The sequence below is a fragment of the Alteromonas sp. AWM4_230 genome (genome assembly GCF_056158305.1).
The window spans coordinates 2,226,855-2,246,997 of record NZ_JBSWTB010000001.1 but is presented as its reverse complement, the minus strand read 5'-3'; the positions used below and the strand labels follow the sequence as shown (position 1 = coordinate 2,246,997).

Below are 20,143 nucleotides of genomic sequence, written 5' to 3'. Positions count from 1 at the left end.
TAAAAAAGCTAGGCCCTGTTATTTAACAGGGCTTTTTTGACCTAGCTTCTCAATTAACCATTCAGAAAATACTTTTAACCTAAGGGGCATTTGCCTTCTAGAGGGATAAAGGAGGTTAACCGGCATCGACTCCGCTTCGAATTCAGGGAGCACTCGAATTAATTTCCCTTCCTTAAGATCAGACTCAACGCCCACGCTTGGAATTTGCGCGATACCTAACCCACTTGCACAAGCCGTGAAATAGGCTTGAGTACTATTAACACTTAGTAAGCTTTGCATTTCAACGGCATGGCGCCTTCCATCTTTCATATATTCAAACTCTGGTGTTTTATGGCTTAGCGAGTGAGAATAATCAATGAGTTTATGATTACCTAAATCTTCCAGCGACTGCGGTATGCCCCACTTCGACGCATAATCAGGGCTTACACAGTTAAAAATTGGATAAGTTAAAAGGCGTCGGGCAATCAAATTGCTATCCGTTAATGCACCAACCCGTATGACACAATCAAACCCTTCTTTAATAAGATCAACTTTGCGATCGACGCTGCTTACTCGCAACGTAATTTTCGGATAAGCAGAGATAAACTCTCCTAACATGGGAAGCAAAATGTTGGTTGCAAATCGACTGGGCATGTCGATACGAAGCTCGCCACTCACATTGTCTGGTGACGATATGAATTGTGATTGCAGGGCATCCCATTCACTTAGTAAGGCAATACTTTGTGGCAGAAATGTTTCTCCATCAGAGGTGAGAGAAACGCTTCGCGTACTTCGGTTAAAAAGACGTGTGCCCAACTGCTTTTCGAGCTTTGTTACCGCTTGGGAAATGCTTGATTTAGGCAGACCGAGTAGTGCTGCAGCCGCACTGAAGCTTCCTAATCTCGCAGTTTCCACGAACCGGGTAAGCATTTCGAACCTGTCCATTACTTCCCTATTGTTCACCAAATAAAAACAATGTTATCGCTTTAGGCAAGTTTTTCATACCAATTTAGGTCGATATACTCGTATGCAAATTAACCGACAGAGAGATGACAATGGCGATTGCATTAATAACAGGTGGAAGTCGAGGTCTTGGGCGCGCTGGCGCATTAGCACTGGCGAAAGAAGGGGTAGATGTCGTTATCACGTATAACACTAATCAAGCAGCGGCAGATGAGGTAGTTAAAGAAATTCAAAGCTATGGAAGAAAGGCCAGTGCCCTGCCCCTTAACACTGCTGACTCGCATTATTCTTTTCCCGAATTTCTGATTACGCTTAAACAAGTACTGAAGAGCCAATTTGGAAAGCAGGCTATTACCTACCTGATAAATAACGCCGGCATTGGCCTAAACGCTTCCTTTGCAGCAACCAGCATTAAACAATTCGATACGCTATTTGATATGCATGTGAAAGGTCCTTATTTTTTAACCCAGACACTGTTACCTATTATTGAGGATGGCGGCGCAATATTGAATATCTCCTCTGGCTTGGCAAGATTTTGCTTACCCGGAAACAGCGCCTATGGAATGGCTAAAGGTGCTGTTGAAGTAATGACTCGCTATTTGGCAGCGGAGCTAGGAAATCGCAATATTAGAGTGAATACTCTTGCACCGGGTGCCGTTGAAACGGACTTTGGCGGAGGCTATATTCGTGATAATAGCGAAGTCAATAATGCTATAGCCTCTCAGACGGCTTTGGGCCGAGTTGGCAAACCCGAAGATATAGGTGGCGTTATGGCTGCGCTATTGAGTGATGATTGCTATTGGGTTAACGGCCATAGGATTGAGGCATCTGGTGGTATGAAGCTGTAACATCTTGCAAATTATGGCGTTAATGTCAGCTTTTGCTTGTTAACGAAAATAGATTGAACGCCTTTGGAACCTTTCGAGCTGCAAAGGCGTATCGTAAGGGGTAAGATATACAGTCAAAGTTTTATCACTTGTGCTTAAAGATTACGTTTAGGCGAGAGGATGTTGTTGAACCTTGGACGTATTATTTGAGATTGAGTTATTTTCAAGGAACGAGATCGAGGATAAGTGCTATGAAGTCACTACCTGAAGAGCCGGAAAAACCATTAAGAGACGACTGTTGTGGCGGCGGTTCATGTTGCCCATGTATTTGGGACGTATACTATGAGAAGCTCGCTAAGTGGAAAGAAGCGAAGCGAGAATTTGAACAGCAAAACAACAAGGAAAAATTGCACGTTAGAACGCGAGACTAACTTTCGATAAAAAATTTAAACTGTTATATACCCAAGCACTATATGCTGAACCATTTCACTTTAAACCTTCCTTCAGTACGTTGAGTTTTCGCAAAAGTGCGTTAACAAAGTAACAGCACAGCCTCTTACCAGGCCTCATTTTGAAACTTCTCATTTACAAACTGCTCATGCACTGCTATTTTACTTAATCGATTAAGGTCATCCTTTACCGCGTATCTCAAACAAATTGAATAAGACCACGGTAAAAGATTAAGAATTAAGCTAAACCTGTTACATGGTCAATTGTGAACCTATCAGACTGGTAGTGCTTAATCTGTAGTAATGTGTGCTCGCGAAACGAAAAGCAGTACGAGCCAGCGCATGCTGAATTTTGGAGAATTATCATGTCTATACGCAATGGCGTTCAATTAATCACCTATGCAGATCGACTAGGCGATGGCAACATCGAGAGTCTGACAAGCTTACTTGAAGGTCCATTGAATGGCCTGTTCACCGGTGTTCACATCCTTCCTTTCTACTATCCTTACGATGGTGAAGACGCAGGTTTTGACCCTATTGACCACACGTCAGTGGATGAGCGCTTGGGCGATTGGAACAGCGTTAGAAAGCTGGGTGAGTCTGTAGATATTATGGCCGACCTTATTGTTAACCATATGTCAGGGCAAAGTGAAGCATTTAAAGACGTGCTAGCAAACGGGCGCGAATCTACCTATTGGCCACTGTTTTTAACTAAAGAAGATATTTTTAAGGGTAATGACCCAGCGCAAATCGACGAACAAATAGCACAAGTGTTCCGCCCTCGCCCAACGCCATTTTTTAGTGATTATGAAGTAGGCACAGAAACTGGTAAACCAGAAACGGTACCGTTCTGGACAACCTTTACCTCTAATCAAATCGATATAGATGTAGAGTCAGAGCTGGGCAAAGACTATCTATCGTCTATTCTTCAGTCGTTTACTGAGAGTAATGTTGACCTTATACGCCTTGACGCAGCAGGCTACGCCATAAAACGCGCAGGCTCGAACTGCTTTATGCTTGAAGAAACCTTTGAGTTTATTGAAGAGCTTGCTAACCGCGCTCGCGGCATGGGTATGCAGTGTTTGGTTGAAATACACAGCCATTATCAAACTCAAATTGATATTGCGGCGCGTTGCGACAGTGTTTATGACTTTGCGTTACCGCCACTTGTACTGCACACCTTGTTTACCAAAAACGCAGAGGCGTTGGCATACTGGCTTTCAATTTCACCACGAAACTGCTTTACCGTACTTGATACCCACGATGGTATTGGAATTGTCGATGTGGGCGCAAGTGGTGACAAGCCAGGTTTACTTAATGCAGACGCGATCAACGCTCTTGTTGAACAGATACACGTGAACTCTAACGGTGAATCTAAAAAAGCCACAGGCGCCGCAGCGAATAACGTAGACTTATATCAGGTTAACTGCACGTACTACGATGCACTAGGTAAGGATGATTTCGCCTATTTGGTCGCTCGTGCTATTCAGTTCTTTAGCCCGGGTATTCCTCAAGTTTATTACGGCGGCTTACTTGCGGCCCATAATGATATGGAGTTACTTGCCAACACCAACGTAGGTCGTGACATCAACCGCCCTTATTTGTCTACCGCGATGGTCGAAGAGGCAGTTAAAAAGCCGGTAGTTAAAGGCTTAATGCAGCTCATCAAGCTTAGAAACGAAAACAAAGCCTTTGGCGGAACTTTTGACGTTACGTATGCGGATAGCACTTTAGTAATGTCATGGAGCAATGAAGGTGATGCAGCATCGTTAACCGTCGATTTCGCTGCAATGGACGCAGCTATCAACACGGTTAGCAGTGGCGAAGAAAATACGCTTTCTATAGGCGCGTTATTAGCCTAAGCCGCGAGATAGACACTCTCACTTATACGTTGAAAGCGAGCATTGAGAGTGTCTCTTATCAGTGCTCGCTTTTTTGTTAATGTTAAGGAGATTGATGTTCCTTACGAATTATATTCGTCGTTATACGCTCTTCCCCAGTCGCATAGTTGACGCAGGGTTGGCTCTAATGTGCGACCTAACGCGGTTAGCGAGTACTCCACCCGCGGTGGAACTTCGGCATACACTTTTCTATTTACCAGCCCGTCTCGCTCTAACTCTCTAAGTTGCTGTGTCAGCATTTTCTGCGTCACACCCTGCAGCCTTCGTCTTAATTGACTAAAGCGAAGAGTTTTATGGCAAAGATGCCAAAGAATCACCCCTTTCCACTTACCGCCAATAATTTCTAACGATACCGCGACACCACAAATATATTGTTTCGGTTCAGTGACTGTTCCGCCCGTTTTCTCGATATTCTGATCTGTACTCTTTGAGCCTGCAGTACCACTCTCTGCGGTACTGTCCATGGATTTTAAACTTGCTGTCATTTTTCCTCCGAAACTGGCGTTCTCGCGACAATTTGCGTCTAAACCTTTAAAGCTTTTTACGGGAAAGTCCAATAGTATCTTTTTGGGTACTACCCTACTAAAAAGTGCATACTTGCGCAAAGTTTATATATCGTCACAATGGGTAGCGTAAATTTTCGACCAACGGAGACAGGTATGACATCGTTTAAGGCTTTACTTGTAGAAAAACAGGAAGACAAATCATTCACTCGTGGCATCACAGAGCGCTCACTAAATGATTTGCCAGACGGCACTCTTCTCATCAAGGTAGAGTATTCATCACTCAACTATAAAGATGCCTTGTCTGCAACAGGTAATCCTGGTGTTAGTAGAAATTTTCCCCACACCCCAGGCATCGATGCTGCAGGCACTGTGGTGTCATGTGATGACGGCCAGTTTAAAGAAGGCGATGAGGTTATCATCACAGGTTATGACCTTGGTATGAATACGCCTGGCGGTTTTGGCGAGTACATCCGTATCCCTAGTGAATGGGCGGTACCTAAGCCAGATGGCCTTACGTTAAGAGAGTCTATGGTTATTGGCACTGCTGGCTTTACAGCTGGGCTGTCAGTACAAGGGTTAGTTGAACACGGCATAACGCCTGATAAAGGTGATATCTTGGTAACGGGTGCTACAGGTGGCGTGGGCTCTGTGGCAGTTGCTCTTCTTTCCAAAGCTGGCTTTTCTGTAGTGGCATGTACCGGCAAAAAAGAACATGAGTCGTTCTTGAAAACCCTCGGCGCAAGCAAAGTAATAACTCGCGACGAGCTGTTGGAAAGTAAAGAGCGCCCTATGTTAAAAGAACAATACGCGGGCGCTGTCGATACTGTAGGCGGCGAATATTTAGCGCAGGCTATTAAGGCAACCCAATATGGTGGTTCGGTAACATGTTGTGGGCTGACTGCTTCTGCCGATCTTAATGTAAGTGTATTTCCCTTTATCTTACGCGGCGTGTCTTTGCTAGGTATCGACTCAGTACAATGTCCAATGCCGCCTAGATTGAGACTTTGGGATAAATTAGCCAGTGAATGGAAATTAGAATGTCTTGACGACTTAACTGAAGAAGTTTCGCTAGATGACGTTAGCCAAAAAATAGATGCCATTTTAAAAGGCGAGCTGTCAGGCAGAACATTGGTAAAGCTTTAGCCTGTTGTATGTAGAGGCTGTCATAAAGACAGCCTTATCACGTTCACTACAAACAACTCGCTATATTATTAAATATGTATAAGTACTAATACTTCCAGCCGAGCCTGCCTTTACATTTATCGCAAAAGTGCTGAGTTATCCTAGAAATAAGGAACAAATAAGAGTATTACCTGTCAACTATCAAACAGTTAGTTAATTCATTAGCACCATTTCACAGTGACTAAAAAAACACGTTAAGGTAAGGTACTCTATGTCATCTCTTAAAGCGCAGACTCAAGCTAAAGTAGACGCAGGAAGAAAAAACAACCCTGCATTTATGGAAGGAGTTGATAAAGAAATTGAAAAGGCGCGCACATTTCAGCAAGGTGAAAAGGCACTTGATGTAAACAGCACTGCGCCAGAATTCACGCTTCCCTCTGCAACGGGAGAGTTATTTCAGCTATCCGACGCGCTAAATAAAGGCGCAGTAGTACTCACTTTTTATCGAGGCAGCTGGTGCCCCTATTGCAATTTACAGCTAAACGCACTGCAAAAAATTAATGATGAAATTAAAGCGTTAGGCGCACAACTAGTCGCCATCAGTCCAGAGAGCCCAGACAGCAGTTTAAGTGCGGAGCAAATTAAGCAGTTACCTTTCACTGTCTTATCCGATCAGGGGGCAAAAGTTGCTGCTACCTTTGGCGTTGCCTGGGAAGTGCCAGAATTTTTACTTGAGCATATGCGTAACGACCGCCAGCTTGACTTAGAAGCAATTAATAATGGTAATAACAATATCCTTCCTATACCCGCAACATTCATATTAAATAAAGATGGCCAAGTTATTTGGCGCTACGTTGATGTAGATTATAGAACCCGTTCAGAACCAAAAGACATTCTCGAGGCGCTTCAAATAAATTAAGGCAAACGTCGGCAAGGGCTGAAGCTAGTCCGCTCCGCCCTTCCGCACTCCAGCAGTGAAATTAGCTGATTACACTTAGCGCTTCTCGGTGTGAACATCCGTTGATTTTAATGAATTTAAATAGCTAAATTTATGCTAAAACCCTTCTAATACTATTTTGCCGATAGCACTCCCTTCTTCAAGAATTTTATGCGCTTGTATAAGATTTGAAGCGTTAATACTACCTAAGTGTTTGCCTACGGTAGTCTTAATTTTTCCCTCGTCGATAAGGCCTGCAACGTGAGTGAGAAGACGACTTTGCTCTGCCATATCATCGGTTTCAAACATAGAACGGGTAAACATGAATTCCCAGTGTAACGACAAACTCTTTTGTTTAAGCTTTGCTACATCTAAACTTTCTGGGTCGTCAATTAGCGCAAGCTTGCCTTTCGGTTTCATCACCTCTACATAAGTATCGATGTACTGGTGAGTATTATTTAAACTGGCCACGTGTGTCACTTCACCAATGTTTAGCCCTTTAATTTGCTCAGCCATGGGTTTACTGTGGTCGACCACGTAATCGGCACCTAATTCCTGCACCCACTGTTTAGAGCTTTCACGCGATGCGGTAGCAATAACCGTGGCCCCCGTTAGCGTTTTGAGAAGCTGTAACATTATGGAGCCTACACCTCCTGCTGCGCCTACAACAAGTACCACTTCTTCGCTTTTTTCACTTTGCTGTTTCAGTTCGAGGTGATCGAACAACAACTCATAAGCAGTAATCGTTGTAAGCGGAAGCGCTGCTGCGTCGCTGTCAGATAATGACTTAGGCGCTTTACCGGCAATACGTTCGTCTACCAACTGAAACTCTGCGTTTGAACCAGCTCGGGTTAAATCGCCGGCATAGTAAACTCTATCACCAACTGCAAATTCGGTGACATCCGAGCCAATATCAACTACTTCAGCTACTGCGTCCCAGCCTAGTATCTTGGGTTCTCCGCCCTCAGGGTTTACTCGCTGCCTAATTTTATAATCAACAGGATTAACCGCTATCGCACTAATTTTTACAAGCAAATCTCTACCTGAAGCACTAGGTTTATCGACTTCTAGGTCCATTAATGCATCAGGCTCATTAATATCAAGTGAGTGGGTATAGCCAATAGCTTTCATGATTCGTTTCTCCTTTAGACAATATGTTCATCATACTCTTGATTAAATTTAGATAAACATCACAATACAAGAAACATTATCAAATAGTTTTTGAATATTATGCTTCTCGATGACTTGAATGTAGTAATAAAAGTTGCTGAATTTAGAAACATTACTGCAGCAGCAACCCATTTGAATATGCGAACAGCAACGGCAAGTGCTGCGGTTAAACGTGTTGAGCAAGCACTTGGCGCTGAATTGTTTGTTCGCACAACCCGATCGCTTAGGCTTTCTTCTGCAGGTGAACGTTTCCTTCCCACTTGTGAGCAAGCAATGTCAATGCTGACAACCGCCAAGCAGAACTTGAAAGGTGATACCGGCGTTATTGAAGGTGAACTAAGGTTAGGTTTATCGTCTGATTTGGGGCGCAATGTCATTGCGCCTTGGCTTGATGATTTTATGGAAGAGCATGAGAAAATAAGCGTTAAGCTCAATTTGAATGACAGTAATATCGACTTCTATCGAGACCCAATCGACTTAGCTTTACGTTATGGTTCGCCTGACGATGCCAGCGTCTATGGCTTTAAAATCTGTGACGTTCCACGCTTACTTGTTGCTTCTCCATCTTATATCAACACCTACGGTGCAGCTGAAGAGTTTGATGACTTACAAGCACACAGCGGGCTTTTTTATCAGCTGCACGATAAAGTGTATAACGAATGGGAATTCGTACACGACGATAAACCGATAAAGGTAAAAATGCAGGGCATCAGGACAGCTAATGACGGTGAAATGGTCAGAAGATGGGCTGTAGCAGGGAAAGGAGTCGCCGTTAAATCAAGTTTAGATATCTGCGACGACATCATAAATGGTCGGCTTGTGACTTTGTTGCCAGACTACCAACCAAAACCCACGCAACTTTGGCTAATATGCCCAAGCCGCCAGTCTATTACACCAGCGGTTAGGCTATTAAGAGATATGCTAAAAGAGCGCTGCGCTGAATATTTAGCGCAGCTCAAAAAAGCAGGTGCGCTGATTACACACTGCGATTAGCTGTTTACTTTCGGTGATACATGGCAGGTGCACCTTCACTCGGTGTGCTGGCTTTTATAAACTCGCGTAAGTCTTGGTTAGACTGTTTCAAGTCATCGCGACGCAGGTACATCATGTGTCCGCTGCGATACCCTTTGAAGCTTAAACGGTCTTTTAGCGTGCCACTTTGATCTAGCTGCCACATGGTATATTTAGCATCGAAGTAATTCGTGGCACCGTCGTAATAGCCAGCTTGAATCATCACGTTTAGATATGGATTTTGCGCCATGGCTAATCGCAAGTTCTCGCCCGTTTGATTATTGCTTCTATCCCACGGATGAACGTTTCCAAACATGTTGTATTTAATATCGGTTTTGTAATTTAACTCTTCACGCAAATAGTAATTAATAGCAGGCGTGAACGAGTGAAGCCATGAGGTCAGTTCAGCCCAATAGTCAGGGCGATCGCCACTTTGCTTAGCGTCTATACCCAAATAGCGACTATCTAAACGGCCTAAGGTTTTCCCTTCATCTCGCAATAAGTCTTTCCAAAAGAAAGCGGTGCTTACATCTAGGTTGTTTTGCGCAATAGACGCCTCGCTTAAACCCGAATAGCGTGCCATTTGTTTTAGTACATCACGCTTTTCTGTATCACTAATAAAGCCACCTTTAGCGAGTGCTGGAATCAATGTGTTGATAGTGAAGTTTTCGACTTCGGGTAATAGTTCAGTAAGGTCTTTATTTTGCAGTTCTGGTTCAAGTTTATTGTGATACCAGGCTGCAGCGGCAAAATAAGGCAGGCGATTGGCGGCCTTTACTGGCCCGTTGCGCTCAATGCCAATATCCGTTGGTGACACCAAAACGACGCCGTTTAAATACATCCACTGGCGATTTTGAAGCTCTAATGCTAGGCCTGAAACCCGTGTTGTACCGTAACTTTCACCAATAAGATACTTAGGCGAACGCCAACGATTATTGCGTGTTACAAAAGTATTCACCCAGTCGGCCAAATAGCTAATATCCGCGTTTACGCCAAAGAACATTTTCTGCTGTTCATCCTGCGATGGCATGCTGCCGTCAGCTTTAGGCAGCACTCGGCTGTACCCCGTATTTACTGGATTAACAAATACAATATCAGCAACATCTAAAATAGAATAAGGGTTAGTTTGAACACCATAGGGCTGAACCGGGTAGCCCTCATCGTCAATATTAAGAATGCGAGGGCCTGTGTAAGCTACATGCATCCACACTGATGCAGAGCCCGGGCCTCCGTTAAAAGAAATAATAAGCGGGCGCTCGACATTCTCTTTTACGTCAGTGCGCTGATAATACGTATAAAACAAAGTGGCGACCGCTTCGTCTTTACTGTTCCAAACCGGCTGAGTACCTGTTGTCGCGCTGTACTTTACGCGTTTCCCCAGAATCTTGGTTTCATGCTCTGTTACTACACTACTATCAATTTTAATTGCACGAGCATGAGAGGCCGAGCTTTCCTCTTGGGCAGAAGCACTGACTGTCAAACTAACAAAAGCAATCATCACCGCCGTTAGCCATGCTGATAGACGGTGGCACCTCTTAGACACTAGTACATGGTCTACCTGTGATTTGCTTTTTGAATTAACCTGACTAAATAGCAGGCTTCTTGTATTTCTATTTGATGTAAGATTATTTTTCATTTTTCTTCTTTTGTGTGTCGTTAGTTTTTGGTTTTTTAATTAGTTGAGCGCAAGCCAACCTGTTTTCCAAACAGACCTTCAATGCACTATATTTGAGACTCTATTAATTAAGACTATATCGCTGTTAATAAGTGAGCTTAGCAATCAACGATAGAACTACCAATTTCTTCGATACGTTTCTGTTAACGTGGCTAACCGTCATTTATATTTTCAGGGCCCCTGTCTTTTATGTGCGCGATGAGGTCTGGGAAAAATGTTAAAAATCTCGCTTCTATTTCCTTTTTATTCGCACTTATATCATCTACCACGTGATGAAAAGAGTTTGCAAAGCGAATTCGTTTAGCAACCACTGAAATGGCCCTAGCAATGCCCTCTTCTTTAGCATAATCTCCAAACCAATCGTGGGTTATCATGTGCCCTACGCTATGCTGCATTGTCCTTGGCATAGTGGGCAGCCTCTGCTCTAGCAAGGAAAAGCTTTGTTCTCGAAATTCGTTAAAGCTTTGCGACGTGAACGTCGACCAATGCTTTATCAGCAAGTGATCGAAGTAGATATCTAGCGCCACAGGCGCAAATCGCCGACGGCTTTTATCAAACAGTTCTTTTGCAGCCAAAACACTGTCGTGACTATCCGTAAACTTATCTACTTCGTAGTGGTTTTTAAGACCTAGCTGTACTGCTCTTCCATATGTGCTTATATCAACACCACGCCTGAAATCGCCAAGTAAATTACCAAAGTGGGAGTCTGCAGTAGGGCGCGCTAAAAAAAGATGGGCAAGGTAATTCATTTTGTAATTTAATGGCCTCGATTTTAAGTTGTAACGGCTTGCGGGTATCAAGTAAAATTGACGCTCAGTTCAGAAGCATCGAATTTGGATAGCCTCAGTCTACAGCGCAGACAGCTGCCTTGCCGACACTACCGTTGAAAGTATGACAAATTCAAATGTAACTGAAAATTAGTAGCACTTAAAACCGAGTTTCAACATGTCTGTAATATCTTCCTCTGAAGTCACGTCTCTACTTTCACCCGTCAATGATTTTTTACATTGCGAGACACCACAGTTATGGATAGACGAAGCGCAGAAAGAAGAAAACCTTCGGGTTATCCTTACCGATCACTTAATTTGCGAGCTTAAAGCAGCACAATCGGCTATGTACCTGCTTCGTCGCTATGTGGCTGATGAGGAAACGAGTAAAGTATTGCTTGGCTGGCTGAAGCCCTATGAAGACTTCACCTACCGCCATGAGGGCGATTGGCAATCACTAAATACTAAGCACCTGTCTAAAAGCGTGTTTAATGTTGAAGGTTTAGATCCGTTTAAAAAAGACATGTTAGATAAGATGGTTATGCTTATTAAAGAAGAGCTTCATCATTTTTATCAAGTACTCGAAATTATGCACGAGTTAGGCTTTGAATATAAATCGGTGACATCAAGCCGTTACGCCAATGGATTGCTACGTTACGTGCGCACCTACGAGCCTGAAAAGCTGGTTGATAAGCTTATTTGTGGTGCTTACATTGAAGCGCGATCCTGTGAGCGCTTTGCCAAACTTGCGCCGTATGTTTCCGAAGGTTTAGGCAAATTTTACGTGTCGCTGTTACGTTCAGAAGCCAGACACTTTGAAGATTACCTTACCCTTGCCGAACAAATCGCCAAAACCGATATTTCAGAGCGCGTTGCTCACTTCGGAAGTGTTGAAAAATCACTTATTGAAAGTGACGATAAGGAACTGCGTTTTCACTCCGGCGTTCCTCAATCCAACTAGCACCTATAGCCGTTTATAAATTAATCAATTTTTATTGACGGCTTTGCTTTTCTGCTGCACACTCAGATTGTAAACATATTGTTAATGGCAGTGTTTGACGCCTTGCGTCGTGTTCGTGTTTTCCTGGTTTTACGGTTTGTCCGTGTGTTTACCCTGCCCCACAACAATATTTTTTAAAATAATAACGTTGGTGAATAAGGCAGGACTTTATGATTTTGAATCATCTAATTGGTATTTACACTCATCCAAGAGAAGAATGGCAAACCATTGATACCAAACACGAAACTTATTTTTACGCGCTTACCCATATTGCTTTTATTGCACTTATCCCTTCCCTCGTAGCCTACTATTCTAGTGCGCATACTGGGTGGAGTATTGGCGCAGGAGACGTAATACGACTAGGTGAAAATACCGCCATTATGATGGGTATCGGCATGTATTTTGGCTTAATTGCCGGTGTTGTAGCGCTGGCGGTGTTAATTCATGAGTTGGCTAAAGCGTTCGATGCCACACCTACGTATACCCAGTCACTAGAACTTGCGGCTTATACTGCGACACCATTATTTATGGTCGGCTTTGCAGGTCTTTATCCTGAACTATGGGTAGTGATGACGGCACTGCTAGTGGGTATTAGCTACTCAGTTTACCTACTCTATTCCGGCGTACCTATTTTGATGCATATGCCAGAAGACAAAGGTTTCATTTACTCAAGCTCGGTAGTCACATGTGGGCTGGTTTTACTGGTTATTTTAATGACAGGCTCGGTATTAGTGTGGGGATTAACTGGCGGGCCAGTGTTCGTGCACTAAGGCTTTCCGCTCAACACTACAAGTAATGAAAAAGAGAGAATAATGAAAAAGCCGCTTTAAAAGCGGCTTTTCTCGTTAACTATCAGCGTATTCCAAAGATACTAATCAGCGGCATCAATGTTATGTACATCAAGGTTACTCAATTCAGCTTGCACCACGGGTGCTTTTCTTGCTGCCTCACCCCGTGACATATCAATGCGCTCAAGATACTCTTGGTTGATATCGGCAGTGATATAGTTACCGTCAAATACTGATGTTTCAAAGCGCAGAATCGTTTCATTCTCTTCGCGTACAGCTTCAACCAAGTCAGAAATGTCTTGAAAGATAAGACCGTCTGCTTGAATAAGCTCTGCAATTTGATCGATTTCACGGCCATATGCAATCAGTTCATTCGCCGATGGCATATCAATGCCGTATACATTCGGGAAGCGAATTTCTGGTGCTGCTGACGCAAAGTACACTTTCTTCGCACCCGACTCACGGGCCATTTCAATAATTTGACCCGATGTAGTCCCGCGTACGATAGAGTCATCGACAAGTAATACACTCTTACCTTTGAACTCAGATGAGATTGCATTTAGCTTACGACGTACTGATTTCTTACGCATGGTTTGGCCAGGCATGATAAAAGTTCGGCCAATATAGCGGTTTTTAACGAAGCCTTGGCGATAAGGCAGTTCAAGTGTGTTTGCAATTTGCAGCGCTACATCCATCGACGTTTCAGGAATAGGAATAACTACGTCGATATCAAGATCTGCCCATTCACGCTTAATTTTTTCGCCTAGCTTACGGCCCATGTTTACACGTGATGCGTAAACTGAAATACCGTCAATAAAGCTATCTGGGCGTGCGAAGTAAACAAACTCGAAGATACATGGTGACGTTACCGGATTCTCTGCACACTGACGGGTATGCAATTGCCCTTCTTCGGTAATGAATACCGCTTCACCTGGCATTACATCGCGAACGAATTGGAAGCCAACTGCATCAAGTGCAACGCTTTCAGAGGCTACCATCCACTCTTCACCCAGTTCGCTCATACGCTTACCAAGCGCAAGCGGACGAATACCGTGAGGGTCACGAAAAGCCACAATACCCTGACCGATAATGGCTGCAACTACAGCATAAGCACCGCGTATTTTCTTATGAACTTTCGTTACCACTTCAAAAATGTGTTCAGCGCTTACGCTTAAGCCCGCTACCTGCTGTAGTTCGTGAGCAAGAATGTTAAGCAATAGCTCGGAATCTGAAGTGGTATTAATGTGACGGCGTGCTATGCGAAACACTTCTTCTTGCAACTCATGAGCGTTGGTTAAGTTACCGTTGTGAGCAAAGGCAATACCAAAAGGCGAGTTTACATAAAATGGCTGTGCTTCTGCAGAGCTTGACGTACCCGCGGTTGGATAGCGAACATGACCAATACCCATGTTGCCTGATAACCTTTTCATATGACGCGTATGGAAAACATCTCGAACCAAGCCATTTGCCTTACGCAAATTAAACATATTTTGGTCGATAGTCATAATGCCTGCGGCATCCTGTCCACGGTGTTGAATAACCGTTAGACCGTCGTACAGTGACTGAGCTACGGGCGTTTTACCAACTATTCCGACTATACCACACATGTGCGTTACCTATTTCAAGCGGGATTTAAGAAACTGGAGGAGTCTTTCACATAACTGAAAAACCACTCAATGATGACACCAAACTCTGGAATGAGCACCGATGCTTGCCACCAATTAGAGGAAGCGGCGCCGGTGAAGGTATCCATAAAAAAGAGCAATGCGCTAACTATCAGCACGCCACGCAGAGCACCAAAAACTATACCAAGGGCCCTGTCTGTGCCAGACAACCCCGTTGCTTGTACCAATTGGCTTATGACGTAATTAATCATGCCGCCCAGAATGAGCGTTGTAATAAATAGCGCGGCGATTGCAGCGCCGTTTTTTAGATAAGGGTCGTCAATGGCTGTGAAGTAAACGGCAAGGTCAGCGTAGAAATTACTTGAAATAAAGAGTGCAGCAAACCACACCACTAACGAGATGGCTTCTTTAACAAACCCTCTAATAAGGCTTATTAAGGTAGATACCGCAATGATACCCAGTATGGAAAAGTCTACCCAGTTCATCGTCTCTTTATTGCGTTGATGTTGCTTTATGTGATGAAGCAACGAGCCTTTGGCGAGATGGCGCGCATTCTAACAGAAGATAGAAATATTACTAGTCTGTAATGCAATCCGTGACACTTCCTTTCAGTAAGCGTGGTTCAAGTAGAAAGAATACGCCCTACTCAACTTTGAATGTGGTGACTTTCCCTTTAAGTTTCGTTAGCTCTTTCAAATGGGGAAGTGCCGATTCCAGTTTCTTTTTGTCTAAATCAGGGCCTACAAAAACTTTATTGAGCGGCCCAGAGCTGGTTTGAATTTTGCGACTAAACGCGCGATACCCAGCCTTTTCTAGCTTTGCCAACAATGCCTTGACGTTTTTTTCATGACGAAAGCTGCCAAGCTGAATAACCCAGCCTGCGTCATCATCGGCAGTGGCACTTTTCGTATCAACAACCGTTTGACTCGCTAACTCGTCCACTTCTTCAAATGCTTTTGGCGCTGGCGCTTTAGCAGCAGTAGCTTGGTCAGTACTTTTGCTGTCACCAGAACTTGAAGCAACCTGCTCTTCATCTAACGCTGTTTCATCTTCAATCTCTACAGCCGGAACCGCAGCTTTCGCTACCCGCTCTGATGGGAAAGATTCAGGCTCTACGATGGGCTTTTTAGGCGGATTAGCTGGAACAGAGACAAAGGGCTCTCTGTTCGTTTGCTTTTTGCCATCAAGAAAGTCTGGTAAAAAGATAACCGCTAAGGCGACAACAATAATTGTCCCCACCAGTCTATTCTTTAATGCCGATGTCACTGTGCTCTCCTGCTTGAATACACGTTTTTTCTTACAATGCGCGTGTTAGTTTTGCTCAGCGAGTACGTCTGCAACGGTAACAAAAGAACCAAAAACGAGAATAAGTTCACCAGTTTGATAATCTGCAAGCGCACGTTGATATGCTGAGGTCACGTCTTGAAACGTATCTATATTCTCTATGGTTGTGCCGGCATTAACAAGTGCATTTTCAAGTACTTCTGCACTGCAACCTCGCGGCCCACTTGTTGACGCTAAGTACCACTTGGCTTTCAGACCCGAAAGTGGCGCCAAGGTTTCAGCAATTGACTTATCTTTAAGCATACCGACAACAACGCGCATCTGGCTAACGTTGTAACGATTTAACCACTCTTGCATGGCCGTAGTAGCTTGTGGATTATGGGCAACATCTACAACGACAAGAGGCGATTCGCTAATTGTCTGTTGACGACCCGGCATGGTGGTGTTTTCGATAATGTCTCTAACCACGCTTTCTTCGGGCAGCAAATCTAGCAGCTCAAGTGCTGCTAATGCCGTGCTCGCATTTTGTAGAGGGATTTTAGGATAAGGTAGCGACGTGTAACTATTGCTCTTCCCTTTCCAGCTCCACTCACTGTAATCACTTGCTACTACTGTTTCGAAATCTTGTGTAGCCCATCGTACGTTAGCTTGTAGTTCGTTTGCTACATCGTAAAGTGATGATGGTGGAAACAGCTCTCCAACCACTGCATTACCGTTTTTGCGCATAATGCCCGCTTTTTCACGAGCAATTTTTTCACGTGTATTGCCAAGCCAATCCTGATGGTCGAGATCGATGGTAGTAATAACGGCAAGATTAGGGTCAATAATGTTGGTAGCATCCAAGCGTCCACCTAAACCAACTTCAAGAATAACTACATCGACTGCCCATGACTGCATCATTTTCATTGCAGCGAGCGTACCAAATTCAAAATAAGTTAAGGTGATGGGTTCGCCAGCATTGCTCTTTCGCGCACTTTCTACAAACTCAAAAGCATCGACAAATTCACTGGCAGGCGGCAGTTCGCCATTGTAACGCACCCGTTCGCGGTAATCGGTTAGATGAGGTGAGCTGTATACCGCAACACTTTTGCCTTGCGATAACATGGCTTGTTCAAGCAAACGACAGGTTGTGCCTTTACCGTTTGTGCCTGCAACAGTAATAACCAAAGACTGGCTGAGTGAAAGTGACATGGCGTTAGCCACCTCTTTCACTCTGTCTAGCCCCATATCGATGGCGCTAGGATGAATAGATTCTAGGTAGGATAACCACTGGCTCAGGCTTTTTTGCGAAGCAGAAGGCGCCTTTGCGCCTTCTGTATTTGGCACTGGGCCAGGTTTTAAATTGTTTTCGTTATTCACTAATTCTTATAATGCAACTTAACCAACAAGCTGTGTAATCTATCACGCATATCTCTGCGGTCAACAATCATATCAATTGCACCTTTCTCAACAAGGAATTCACTGCGTTGGAAACCTTCCGGCAGCTTTTCTCTTACTGTTTGTTCGATTACGCGAGGGCCCGCGAAGCCGATAAGCGCTTTTGGCTCTGCTACGTTCACGTCGCCTAGCATTGCCAAACTTGCAGATACACCACCCATTGTTGGGTCGGTAAGTACACTAATATAAGGCAAGCCTTTTTTGCTCATCTTAGCAAGGGCAGCCGATGTTTTAGCCATTTGCATTAGAGACATAAGCGCTTCTTGCATACGCGCACCACCACTTGCACTAAAGCAAATAAGCGGCATATCATTTTCTAAACATGCATTAACAGCGGCAACGAAACGCGCACCTACAACTGAGGCCATTGAACCGCCCATAAACGCAAACTCAAAGCATGCAACCACTACAGGCATACCTTTTAGCTTGCCCTGCATTACCACTAGCGCATCTTTTTCGTTAGTCGATTTTTGCGCAGCAACAATACGGTCTTTGTAGCGTTTAGAATCTTTAAACTTAAGTACGTCTTGCGGCTCGTGCTCTGCACCTAATTCAACGCGATCGCCATCGTCTAAAAACGCATCGATGCGACGGCGTGCAGTAATTCGCATGTGGTGGTCGCATTTAGGGCAAACTTCCTGAAGTTTTTCCAGTTCGCTCTTATACAGCACAGCTTGGCAAGAACCACACTTTGTCCAGATACCTTCTGGCACATTACCTTTGTGTGAAGTTTGCGTGCGAGGAAGAATTTTTTGAATCCAGCTCATGGAAATTGAATCCTTTGTTTTTGTTTGCCGACCATGACGATTAATGTTTATCCATACTTGTGGTCAGCAACACAATTAAATTTTTAAGTTTCATACTGTATTACAAAGAAAAAATACGTGACACAGTAGAACAGCTACCTAATATAGCGCGCTATTAGACCACAATACAACGAAATGGAAAAAACAAAACTGGTCTTAGAAGTTGGCAGTCGACATCAGTAATACTAACCGCTGTTGGCTTTTACTTAAATTATCATTGGCGAGATTCATAGAATGTTGGTTTCAACGAGCACCGTGACATTTAACTTTTGGAAACTTATTAACACCTGAGTGACGTTCTAGCGATTTTTGCCGTTGTCCACTTTCGACAAAGTGCTTCAGTGCAGTATCTATTTTATTTTTGAGAGAGTTTAAATCAGAACGAATAACAAACACTAAACGAACCCGGCTAACAATGTTAGGTGACTGATAGAATTCTGAAGAACAAAACACCTTGTTAAACATAACAGCACGCGCGTTGTGTTCATTCATTATCGCAAAGTCGCAACGCCCTTTAGACATCATCATAGTCATTGTAAATTGACTGCTTGAGTCAACCCTCTGAATATTGTTTTCTTTTCTCTCAAAAAACTGCTGTAAAATGGGATAAGTAAAGCCGTATCTAGTACAAATACTAGAGGATAAGTTTGCCTCGGGTACAAATGGCCCTTCAAAATTTGAAGTTGAGTAGATATAGCTGTCATGCTTTATCAACTCTTCGCTAAACAGAAAGTCGTTCGGTTTACTTATCCAACTTTCAGAAGATAAAAACAAATCTATCGATGACGATTTTAATAAATCTTCGCTTCTAGCACGATTCGAGTCCAAATAAACGATACGAAACTGATTCGATAGCTCATCCGAGTTAAAAAAATCGACGACTATGCCTTCATAGCGTTTTGAGTTCTCATCATAATATAAATATGGGGCAGCACCTGGTGTGTTAACCGCGAAACGTATGCTAGGGGTTTTATCTTTTATATCGGCACCGCACTCTAATGCCGTTAAACACAATAACAAACCAAAAGTTTTTGATAAAAATTGAAACGTGGTCACAATACTCCCTTGTATACATCGACAGTGCTATGTGCAATCTGGCAGAAACAGTGGTCCCAAGGGCCCTTTAGGCAGGTTATGCTCTTCAGGATAAGTTACGTCTACCAGATACAAACCATTTGGCTTTGCCGTGGCTGCAGATTTACTTCTATCTTTTAGGCTTAATAAGTGAGCAATCCAATTCACGTCTTGCTCCCCTGCCCCAATTTCAACAAGCGCGCCAGTAATATTGCGTACCATGTGATGCAAGAACGCATTGGCACGAATATCAATAATCACATAGCGGCCTTGGCGATATACACTCACATCGGTAACATTGCGAAACGGGGTTTTACTTTGGCACAACGCTGCACGAAACGACGTAAAGTCCTGTTCACCCAATAGCGCTTGGGCGGCAAGGTGCATTTTCTTCTCGTCTAATTCTCGGTGAATGTGGGTAACGCCCGAGTTCAAAATTGCTGGGCGCATTTTTGCATTATGGATGACGTAGCGATAGCGGCGGTGGGTAGCTGAAAAACGAGCATGAAATTCATCACTTACGCTTTTCGCCCAAGTAACAGCAACAGAGTTTGGAAGGTTAGCGTTAACCCCAAGCGTCCATGCGCGCTCTGAACGTGGAGCATCACAACTGAAGTGAACCACTTGCCCAGTTGCGTGCACACCCGCATCAGTGCGCCCAGCGCATTGCACTTCAATAAGTTGATTGGCTACTGTCGATAGTGCCTTTTCAAGATGCTCTTGAACACTCGGTACTTCGCGCTGGCGTTGCCAACCGTAAACTGCAGCACCGTCGTATTCAATCCCTAAGGCAATTCGCCCCATATCAGTTTTACCCCGTTT

At 43.8% G+C, this 20,143-nt stretch carries 20 protein-coding genes; 8 read left to right on the top strand and 12 right to left on the bottom strand.

What is annotated here, in order from left to right; translation table 11 throughout:
• Positions 1-18: 18 nt before the first annotated feature.
• Complete coding sequence (locus tag ACXACS_RS09575) at positions 19-924, bottom strand: LysR family transcriptional regulator (protein WP_474806082.1); 906 nt, start codon at positions 922-924, stop codon at positions 19-21.
• Positions 925-1,034: 110 nt separating this feature from the next.
• On the opposite strand from ACXACS_RS09575, the gene ACXACS_RS09570 reads away from it, so the two are divergent.
• The 3 genes from ACXACS_RS09570 (at position 1,035) to gtfA (ending at position 4,080) form a co-directional block, all read left to right on the top strand.
• A complete protein-coding gene (locus tag ACXACS_RS09570) occupies positions 1,035-1,790 on the top strand; it encodes an SDR family NAD(P)-dependent oxidoreductase (protein ID WP_474806080.1) in 756 nt (251 codons plus the stop codon).
• A 230-nt stretch (positions 1,791-2,020) separates the two neighbouring features.
• The gene (locus ACXACS_RS09565) at positions 2,021-2,200 is read left to right on the top strand and encodes an oxidoreductase-like domain-containing protein (protein ID WP_020743842.1); all 180 of its coding nucleotides are present in this window, start codon (positions 2,021-2,023) and stop codon (positions 2,198-2,200) included.
• A 383-nt stretch (positions 2,201-2,583) separates the two neighbouring features.
• Entirely contained in the window at positions 2,584-4,080 is a 1,497-nt protein-coding gene (gtfA, locus tag ACXACS_RS09560; RefSeq protein ID WP_474806077.1) for a sucrose phosphorylase, read from the top strand.
• A 101-nt stretch (positions 4,081-4,181) separates the two neighbouring features.
• Here gtfA and ACXACS_RS09555 read toward each other — a convergent pair whose 3' ends face one another.
• Entirely contained in the window at positions 4,182-4,604 is a 423-nt protein-coding gene (locus ACXACS_RS09555; RefSeq protein ID WP_474806075.1) for a winged helix-turn-helix transcriptional regulator, read from the bottom strand.
• 174 nt (positions 4,605-4,778) lie between these two features.
• Here ACXACS_RS09555 and ACXACS_RS09550 point away from each other — a divergent pair, with 174 nt between their 5' ends.
• Together ACXACS_RS09550 and ACXACS_RS09545 are read left to right on the top strand one after the other, a co-directional pair.
• Complete coding sequence (locus ACXACS_RS09550; protein WP_474806073.1) at positions 4,779-5,768, top strand: YhdH/YhfP family quinone oxidoreductase; 990 nt, start codon at positions 4,779-4,781, stop codon at positions 5,766-5,768.
• Between the two features lie 250 nt (positions 5,769-6,018).
• Positions 6,019-6,666 (top strand): peroxiredoxin-like family protein, encoded by a 648-nt coding sequence (locus ACXACS_RS09545; protein WP_474806071.1) that lies wholly within the window; start codon positions 6,019-6,021, stop codon positions 6,664-6,666.
• Positions 6,667-6,801: 135 nt separating this feature from the next.
• Here ACXACS_RS09545 and ACXACS_RS09540 read toward each other — a convergent pair whose 3' ends face one another.
• Positions 6,802-7,815 carry a zinc-binding alcohol dehydrogenase family protein gene (locus ACXACS_RS09540; protein WP_474806069.1) on the bottom strand — a complete coding sequence of 338 codons (1,014 nt, stop codon included), beginning with the start codon at positions 7,813-7,815 and terminating at the stop codon, positions 6,802-6,804.
• A gap of 99 nt (positions 7,816-7,914) precedes the next feature.
• Here ACXACS_RS09540 and ACXACS_RS09535 point away from each other — a divergent pair, with 99 nt between their 5' ends.
• Positions 7,915-8,847 (top strand): LysR family transcriptional regulator, encoded by a 933-nt coding sequence (locus ACXACS_RS09535; protein WP_474809241.1) that lies wholly within the window; start codon positions 7,915-7,917, stop codon positions 8,845-8,847.
• Between the two features lie 4 nt (positions 8,848-8,851).
• Here ACXACS_RS09535 and ACXACS_RS09530 read toward each other — a convergent pair whose 3' ends face one another.
• Positions 8,852-10,363, bottom strand: a complete 1,512-nt coding sequence (locus ACXACS_RS09530) for a S10 family peptidase (RefSeq protein ID WP_474809240.1) — start codon at positions 10,361-10,363, stop codon at positions 8,852-8,854.
• 329 nt (positions 10,364-10,692) lie between these two features.
• Positions 10,693-11,289 (bottom strand): acyl carrier protein phosphodiesterase, encoded by a 597-nt coding sequence (locus ACXACS_RS09525; protein ID WP_474806068.1) that lies wholly within the window; start codon positions 11,287-11,289, stop codon positions 10,693-10,695.
• Positions 11,290-11,485: 196 nt separating this feature from the next.
• On the opposite strand from ACXACS_RS09525, the gene miaE reads away from it, so the two are divergent.
• The gene (gene miaE / locus ACXACS_RS09520; protein WP_474806066.1) at positions 11,486-12,268 is read left to right on the top strand and encodes a tRNA isopentenyl-2-thiomethyl-A-37 hydroxylase MiaE; all 783 of its coding nucleotides are present in this window, start codon (positions 11,486-11,488) and stop codon (positions 12,266-12,268) included.
• Between the two features lie 209 nt (positions 12,269-12,477).
• Entirely contained in the window at positions 12,478-13,077 is a 600-nt protein-coding gene (locus ACXACS_RS09515) for a Yip1 family protein (protein ID WP_474806065.1), read from the top strand.
• Between the two features lie 101 nt (positions 13,078-13,178).
• Here ACXACS_RS09515 and purF read toward each other — a convergent pair whose 3' ends face one another.
• From purF to truA, 7 genes are all read right to left on the bottom strand, one after another.
• A complete protein-coding gene (gene purF / locus ACXACS_RS09510; RefSeq protein WP_474806063.1) occupies positions 13,179-14,702 on the bottom strand; it encodes an amidophosphoribosyltransferase in 1,524 nt (507 codons plus the stop codon).
• A gap of 14 nt (positions 14,703-14,716) precedes the next feature.
• Positions 14,717-15,205 (bottom strand): CvpA family protein, encoded by a 489-nt coding sequence (locus tag ACXACS_RS09505; protein ID WP_179983818.1) that lies wholly within the window; start codon positions 15,203-15,205, stop codon positions 14,717-14,719.
• A 157-nt stretch (positions 15,206-15,362) separates the two neighbouring features.
• A complete protein-coding gene (locus tag ACXACS_RS09500; protein ID WP_474806061.1) occupies positions 15,363-15,986 on the bottom strand; it encodes an SPOR domain-containing protein in 624 nt (207 codons plus the stop codon).
• A gap of 45 nt (positions 15,987-16,031) precedes the next feature.
• Positions 16,032-17,363 (bottom strand): bifunctional tetrahydrofolate synthase/dihydrofolate synthase, encoded by a 1,332-nt coding sequence (gene folC / locus ACXACS_RS09495; RefSeq protein ID WP_474806059.1) that lies wholly within the window; start codon positions 17,361-17,363, stop codon positions 16,032-16,034.
• Positions 17,363-18,208 carry an acetyl-CoA carboxylase, carboxyltransferase subunit beta gene (gene accD / locus ACXACS_RS09490; RefSeq protein WP_118493756.1) on the bottom strand — a complete coding sequence of 282 codons (846 nt, stop codon included), beginning with the start codon at positions 18,206-18,208 and terminating at the stop codon, positions 17,363-17,365. The genes folC and accD overlap by 1 nt, the downstream gene beginning before the upstream one ends.
• 282 nt (positions 18,209-18,490) lie before the next feature.
• Positions 18,491-19,303, bottom strand: coding sequence for a substrate-binding periplasmic protein (locus tag ACXACS_RS09485; protein WP_474806057.1), 813 nt, complete (start codon positions 19,301-19,303; stop codon positions 18,491-18,493).
• A 27-nt stretch (positions 19,304-19,330) separates the two neighbouring features.
• The gene (truA, locus tag ACXACS_RS09480; protein ID WP_474806055.1) at positions 19,331-20,125 is read right to left on the bottom strand and encodes a tRNA pseudouridine(38-40) synthase TruA; all 795 of its coding nucleotides are present in this window, start codon (positions 20,123-20,125) and stop codon (positions 19,331-19,333) included.
• Positions 20,126-20,143 lie beyond the last annotated feature (18 nt).

Bases quoted from the DNA above. Each gene is read 5' to 3' on its own strand.
- miaE (WP_474806066.1), top strand. From the start codon at position 11,486: ATGTCTGTAATATCTTCCTCTGAAGTCACGTCTCTACTTTCACCCGTC.
- ACXACS_RS09540 (WP_474806069.1), bottom strand. From the start codon at position 7,815: ATGAAAGCTATTGGCTATACCCACTCACTTGATATTAATGAGCCTGAT.
- ACXACS_RS09525 (WP_474806068.1), bottom strand. From the start codon at position 11,289: ATGAATTACCTTGCCCATCTTTTTTTAGCGCGCCCTACTGCAGACTCC.
- accD (WP_118493756.1), bottom strand. From the start codon at position 18,208: ATGAGCTGGATTCAAAAAATTCTTCCTCGCACGCAAACTTCACACAAA.
- ACXACS_RS09555 (WP_474806075.1), bottom strand. From the start codon at position 4,604: ATGACAGCAAGTTTAAAATCCATGGACAGTACCGCAGAGAGTGGTACT.
- ACXACS_RS09565 (WP_020743842.1), top strand. From the start codon at position 2,021: ATGAAGTCACTACCTGAAGAGCCGGAAAAACCATTAAGAGACGACTGT.
- ACXACS_RS09535 (WP_474809241.1), top strand. From the start codon at position 7,915: ATGCTTCTCGATGACTTGAATGTAGTAATAAAAGTTGCTGAATTTAGA.
- ACXACS_RS09570 (WP_474806080.1), top strand. From the start codon at position 1,035: ATGGCGATTGCATTAATAACAGGTGGAAGTCGAGGTCTTGGGCGCGCT.
- ACXACS_RS09515 (WP_474806065.1), top strand. From the start codon at position 12,478: ATGATTTTGAATCATCTAATTGGTATTTACACTCATCCAAGAGAAGAA.
- gtfA (WP_474806077.1), top strand. From the start codon at position 2,584: ATGTCTATACGCAATGGCGTTCAATTAATCACCTATGCAGATCGACTA.
- ACXACS_RS09575 (WP_474806082.1), bottom strand. From the start codon at position 924: ATGGACAGGTTCGAAATGCTTACCCGGTTCGTGGAAACTGCGAGATTA.
- ACXACS_RS09530 (WP_474809240.1), bottom strand. From the start codon at position 10,363: ATGATTGCTTTTGTTAGTTTGACAGTCAGTGCTTCTGCCCAAGAGGAA.
- ACXACS_RS09545 (WP_474806071.1), top strand. From the start codon at position 6,019: ATGTCATCTCTTAAAGCGCAGACTCAAGCTAAAGTAGACGCAGGAAGA.
- truA (WP_474806055.1), bottom strand. From the start codon at position 20,125: ATGGGGCGAATTGCCTTAGGGATTGAATACGACGGTGCTGCAGTTTAC.
- ACXACS_RS09505 (WP_179983818.1), bottom strand. From the start codon at position 15,205: ATGAACTGGGTAGACTTTTCCATACTGGGTATCATTGCGGTATCTACC.
- ACXACS_RS09550 (WP_474806073.1), top strand. From the start codon at position 4,779: ATGACATCGTTTAAGGCTTTACTTGTAGAAAAACAGGAAGACAAATCA.
- purF (WP_474806063.1), bottom strand. From the start codon at position 14,702: ATGTGTGGTATAGTCGGAATAGTTGGTAAAACGCCCGTAGCTCAGTCA.